The following is a 6,000-nucleotide window of genomic DNA, read 5'->3' on the forward strand; positions in this document are numbered from 1 at the left end:
AGGCAGGACAGGACATGGTGAACAGGTTCACTCGGCGCGCGGCGGACGTCGTCGCCCCGGCCGGAGGCCCGGGAGGACGTGCGCTGCCCGCCGCCGTTCACCCCAAGGGGGCCGGCGGCCCCGGCTCGGACATCTCCGGGCGGCCGGGGCCGTCTCCGGTCGGTTCCGCCCCCGCGGCCCTCGTCGCCCTCGTCCTGGGCGTGATGGCGGCCGGTCTCGTCGTGCCCGCGGACATCCATCTGGCGACCCTGTTCATCGCCGCACCGGCCCTGATGGCGGCCTTCTCCACGGCGCTGCCGACCGGGAACGTGGCCGGCCTGTCCCTCGTGGCCGCGATGGTCTGCGACATCCGCGACGGACTGCTCGGCTCGCCCATCCTCGTCGTCCATGCGGCGACGCTGCTGGTGGTCTCTCTGCTCCTCGTCGCCTTCTGCCGGTGCCGGGAGCGCAGTCACAAGGAGACGAGCCGGCTGCGAGCGATCTCCCGGGCGGCGCAGCGCGTGGTCCTCCGGCCGCTTCCCCGCCGGATCGCGGACCTGAAGGTCGCCGCCCTCTACCGAGCCGCCGACACCCTGGCCGATGTCGGAGGCGACGTGTACGCGGCCGCGAAGACGTCGTACGGCACCCGGTTCCTCATCGGGGACGTCAAGGGCAAGGGCCTCGCGGCTCTGGACGACACGGCGGCCGTGCTCGGCGCGTTCCGCGAGGCGGCGCACCAGCACCCCACCCTGCCGGACCTGGCGGCAGCCCTCGAAGGGAGCTTCCGCCGTCATGTGGCGGAGGCGGCGGAGACCGACCCGGACGCGGCGGAGCGATTCATCACGGCCCTGCTCCTGGAGTTCCCCGTCGACGGAGGCGTCATGAGGTCCGTCAGCTGCGGACATCCGCTGCCCCTGCGCGTGCACGGCAACCGCGTCACCGCGCTGACGAGCCGAAGCCCCGCGCCGCCCATCGGTCTGGCCGGTGCCGACCGCGAGAACTACCGGCAGGAGGAGTTCCGGTACGCCCCCGGAGACGCGTTCCTGCTCTACACCGACGGACTCGCCGAGGCCCGTGACCCTGCCGGAGCCTTCTACTCCGTCACCGAAGCCGACATTCCCTGGCGCACGGCCGGGTCGGATCCGGAAGCCCTGCTCCAGCAGGTCCACGACGACCTGCTCCGCCACACGAACGGGCGCCTGCACGACGACGTGGCGCTCGTCGCCGTCCAGTGTGCTTCCGCATGAGGCGCGTCAGCGTAAGTCGTATTGTCGTACATAGATATCAATGCATTGAAAAAATGTATAACAGCGATAAAATCTGCTATGTGTCGGAACGTGCCGAGCGTACTCGGGAACAGGTTCTCTGCGCCGCAGCGGATCTCCTGAGCCGTGAGGGCCGTGGGGCCATCTCCACGCGCGCGGTGAGCGCGGCGGCCGGGGTGCAGCCACCGACGCTGTACCGGCTGTTCGGGGACAAGGAGGGACTCCTCGACGCGCTCGCCGCCTACGGGTTCCGGGAGTACCTCCGCGAGAAGCAGAGTCTGGAGGAGACCGACGACCCTGTCGCCGACCTGCGCCGGTCCTGGGACCTGCACGTGCAGTTCGGCCTCTCCCGGCCCGGCTTCTACGTCCTGATGTACGGCGAGGGGCGGTACCGCGGCGGCATTCCCGGAGGACTCGAGACCATCGCGATCCTGCGCCGGAACATCGCCCGGGTGGCGGACGCCGGCCGGCTCCGCATGAGCGTGGAGCGCGCCACACAACTCATGCACGCAGGCGGTCTCGGCGTCGTGCTCTCACTGATCGCGACGCCGCCGGGCGAGCGGAATCTCGAACTGCCGGCCGTGGCACGCGAACACGTGCTGCGCACGATCACCACCGGGGGCGCCGGCGACCAGGAGGAGGGCGCGGACGTCGCACGCCGGGCCGCGGCCCTGCGCGAGGCGTTGCGGGACAGCGACACCACCGTGATGACGCGCTCCGAGCGGGCCCTCCTGGCGGACTGGCTCGATCGCCTCGCCGACACGGGCCCTGCCGCTCGAGACACACCCACCCGGTAGAAGGGACGGCCCCGATGGCCAGAACCGAGGAGACGACGCCGGGCACCGGATGGGGGACCGGGCCCACGATCGGCGCGGCCATGGCGGTCGTGGACGCGGACGGGTCGGTGATCGCGTGGACGCGGGCGGCTCAGCGACTGACCGGCCATCCGGCCGCGGAGGTGGTCGGCCGCCCCGCCGCGCAGATACTGGCCGCGCCCGAGTACGCCGAGAAGGCGTCCGCACACGCGGACCGGGGCCGCTGCGGCGACGGCTGGTCCGGGATCGTCGGGCTCCGCCGACGGGACGGCAGCACCGTGGACGCGCACCTGCGGGCATGCCCGCTCGCGGGGCAGGACGGAAGGACCCAGTGGCTGGTCACCGCGGCCGAGGCGACGGCCGCCGCCTCGCGGCCCCTCAGCGATGCGGAGGTGGAGGCGCTGCTGTCCAGCACGCCGATCGGTATCGCCGTCCGCGATCCCGATCTGCGCTGCGTCTGGGTGAACGACGCACTGGCGCCCCAGGACGGCATCCCGCGCGAGAAACGGCTCGGACGACGGCTGACGGAGGTGCTGCCGGGACCCGAGACCGAATCGGTGGAGGCGGTGATGCGCCAGGTCCTGCACACCGGCACCCCGATGATCGACCACGCCTACCGGGCGTGGCCGGCGGCCGACGGCCGCCAGGAGCACTCGTTCTCGACCTCCTTCTTCCGCCTCGACGACGCCCAGGGCCACACCCTGGGGGTGTGCGTCATGAGCGTCGACGTGACCGACAGACAGCGGGCGCGCGAACGCCTGGCCCTGCTCAGCGAGGCCGGCACCCGGATCGGCACCACGCTGGACGTGTTGCGGACCGGGCAGGAACTCGCCGACCTCGTCGTGCCGCGCGTCGCGGACTACGTCACCGTCGACCTGGCGGAGTCGGTCCCGCAGGGCGAGGAGTCACTGGCCCGGCTCGGCGCGCCGAACAGGCATATACCGGCCTTCCGCCGAGCGGGTGCGGCCTCGATCCGCGAGGGGACACCGGAGTCCCTCTGGGCGCGCGGGGATGCCGTGTTCGTCCCGGCGTCCTCGCCCTTCACGGATGTCCTGACCTCGGGCAGATCCCATCTCGAAACGGTGCTGGACACCTCTTGCGGCACGTGGCTCGACCGGGAACGGCTGGACAAGATCCGCGAGCACCGGATGCACTCCCTGATGATCGTGCCGATCCACGCACGCGGCGCCGTACTGGGTGTGGCGGTCTTCGTCCGCATGGACGACTCCGCGCCGTTCGAACCGGACGATCTGTGCTTCGCCGAGGAACTCGTCGCCCGCGCCGCGCTGTCCCTGGACAACGCCCGCCGCTATGTGCGCGAGCGCACCGCGTCGCTCGCCCTTCAGCGCAACCTGCTGCCCCGGCAGCTCACCGGCGGGGCGGCCGTGGAGGTGGCCTCCCGCTACCTTCCGGCCGACACGCACGACGGGGTGGGAGGGGACTGGTTCGACGTCATCCCGCTGTCCGGCGCCCGGGTGGCGCTCGTCGTGGGCGACGTCGTCGGACACGGCATCAACGCCGCGGCGGCCATGGGCCGGCTCCGCGCGGCGGTCCACACGCTCGCCAACCTGGACCTGCCCCCCGACGATCTGCTGGCACATCTCGACGACACGATCTCCCGCCTCACCGACGAGGAGCCCGACATCCACGGGCGCACCACCACGGAGGCGGGCGCCACCTGCCTGTACGCCGTCTACGACCCGGTCACCCGGCGCTGCGCGATGGCACGGGCGGGCCACCCGCCGCCCGTGGTGGTCTCGGCGCAGGGGCGGGTCACGATCCCCGACCTGCCCTCGGGTCTGCCGCTCGGCGTCGGGCAGGCCTCCTTCGAGGCCGTGGAGCTGGAACTGCCCGAGGGCAGTGTGCTCGCCCTCTACACGGACGGACTGGTCGAGAGGCGTGACGAGGACATCGAGGCCGGAATGCACCGCCTCGGCACCCTCCTCGCGCAGCCGGACCGCCCCCTGGAAGAACTCTGCTCGGCCGTACTCGACACCCTGCCCACCCGGGCGCTCCTCGACGACGCCACCCTGCTCCTGGCCCGGACACGCTCGCTCAGTCCCGCACAGGTCGCCTGCTGGAACCTGCCGGACGAGCCCGCCGCCGTCGCGAACGCCAGGGCCCTGGCCACCGCGCAGCTGACCGAGTGGGGACTGGAGCGTGTCACGGACACCACCGAGCTGATCGTCAGTGAGCTGGTCACCAACGCCGTTCGGCACGGTGCCGCACCGATCACTCTGCGCCTCATCCGCCACCGGGTGCTCGTCTGCGAGGTGACCGACGCGAGCGACACCGTCCCGCGCCTGCGCCACGCCCGGGTGACGGACGAGAGCGGACGAGGCCTCTTCCTCGTCTCGCAGCTGTCCAGCCGACGAGGCACCCGCCACTCACCCGCCGGCAAGACGGTCTGGGCCGAACAGGAGATCGACGCGACCCGATCGTGAAGGACGCGTCAGCGGCCGGCCTCCGGCGGGTCAGGCGGCCGCCGGCTGCCCGTCGCGCTCCAGAGCGATCATGGCCATGTCGTCGTTCAGCTGTCCGCCGGCGTATGTCTCCAGATCGGCGGTGATCCTTCGGAGCAGTTGGTCGGGCCGGTGGTCCGCCCAGGCCGCTGCGCGTTCGGCGAGCGGATAGAACGCACCCAGGGCGTCGCGGGCCTCGGTGACACCGTCGGTGTAGAGCAGCAGCCGGTCACCGGGTGCGAAGGGGAAGGACGCGGGAGCGTACGCCCCTTCGGAGATCACGCCGAGGCCGAGCGGGGGCGCGGGCTCGGGAACCACGAGCGGGGTCGCCGTGGCGGCGCCGGGGCGCAGCAGCAGAGGCGGTGGATGCCCGCAACTGATCACGTGCACCACCGGCTGCTCGTCCGGGATGTCCAGCAGCACGGCGGTCACGAACCGCTCGGGCACGTCCTCCGCGGTCTCCGAGAACTCCCGCAGACCCCAGCGGACCGAGTCCTCCACGTAGGCCGCCAGCTCCGGCAGCGGCATCTCACGGTGTGCGGCTGCACGGAAGGCGCCCAGCGCGATGGCCGTGTCACTGATCGTGGCCAGGCCCTTGCCCCGTACGTCCCCGATGACCAGCCGGGTCGATCCGCCGGTGCGTGCCACGGCGTACAGGTCGCCGCCGATGCCCGAGTCGGCCTCGGCGCTGCGATAGGCCGAGGCCAGGGACACCGGGCCGGCCCGCTCGGGAAGCGGGCGCAGCACCACTCGCTGGGTCGCGTCGGACACCGAGCGCACCCGGATCAGCTCCCGCTCCCGCCGGATCCGCAGCGACGTGAAGAACACCAGGAGGGCGCAGAGCACGGCGAGCGCGGAGAGTTCGACGATGACACTCTCCGTCGTCAGGGTTCTTCGTTCCACCGCCGCGCCGACCAGCGCGAGGAGCGCGAAGGCGCCGACCAGCGCGGTGGCCCGCGGACCGCTGCCCATGGCGGTGATCGCCACGGCGACGACCAGCAGGTGGGCGAGGTGAATGTCCGGGGGCAGGAATCCGTCGGCGACCGGAATGGCCACGATCAGCAGCACGGGCCCGATCAGCCACCGCGGTTGCGGGCACGCCCGCCACCGCTCGCGCAGCTTCTCGGCCACAGACATCGTCATGGACACCGTACTCATGCCGTACTCCCGCCCTCGGCTCCCTGGGCTCAAACTCTTACATCTCCCTCGGAACAACCACAAAACGGTCGAAGGTGATGCCCCGCGGGAGCCGCGTCACTCGAAGAACTTCAGGTTCCAGCCGGTGTCGGTGTTCGGGCGGGCCGGGCGGCTGCGCGGACGCCAGAGACATCAGGGTGGCGAGGCGGCCGGACAGTACGAAGGCGGGTGCAGGTGTCCGCGCATGAGAGTCCCGGCCCGATTACGGCGGGCCGGGACTCTCATGTCTTGCTCGTGGTGCTCTTGGTGGTTGTGATGGATTGCGTCGTGCGTAGAGGGGGT

General features: G+C 71.8%; 4 protein-coding genes. 3 read left to right on the forward strand and 1 reads right to left on the reverse strand.

Features of this window, described 5'->3' with window-relative positions:
- Positions 1-14: 14 nt before the first annotated feature.
- The 3 genes from R2S09_RS37285 (at position 15) to R2S09_RS37295 (ending at position 4,503) form a co-directional block, all read left to right on the forward strand.
- A complete protein-coding gene (locus R2S09_RS37285) occupies positions 15-1,226 on the forward strand; it encodes a PP2C family protein-serine/threonine phosphatase (protein WP_306185284.1) in 1,212 nt (403 codons plus the stop codon).
- A gap of 80 nt (positions 1,227-1,306) precedes the next feature.
- A complete protein-coding gene (locus tag R2S09_RS37290) occupies positions 1,307-2,041 on the forward strand; it encodes a TetR/AcrR family transcriptional regulator (RefSeq protein WP_316745600.1) in 735 nt (244 codons plus the stop codon).
- A 14-nt stretch (positions 2,042-2,055) separates the two neighbouring features.
- Positions 2,056-4,503, forward strand: coding sequence for a SpoIIE family protein phosphatase (locus R2S09_RS37295; protein ID WP_316745601.1), 2,448 nt, complete (start codon positions 2,056-2,058; stop codon positions 4,501-4,503).
- Positions 4,504-4,533: 30 nt separating this feature from the next.
- On the opposite strand, the gene R2S09_RS37300 is transcribed toward R2S09_RS37295, so the two are convergent.
- Positions 4,534-5,664: a PP2C family protein-serine/threonine phosphatase gene (locus R2S09_RS37300; RefSeq protein WP_316745602.1), complete on the reverse strand. Its 1,131-nt coding sequence runs from the start codon at positions 5,662-5,664 to the stop codon at positions 4,534-4,536.
- Positions 5,665-6,000 lie beyond the last annotated feature (336 nt).

The organism is Streptomyces sp. MK7, assembly GCF_032658145.1.
GTDB classification, from domain to species: domain Bacteria; phylum Actinomycetota; class Actinomycetes; order Streptomycetales; family Streptomycetaceae; genus Streptomyces; species Streptomyces spiralis.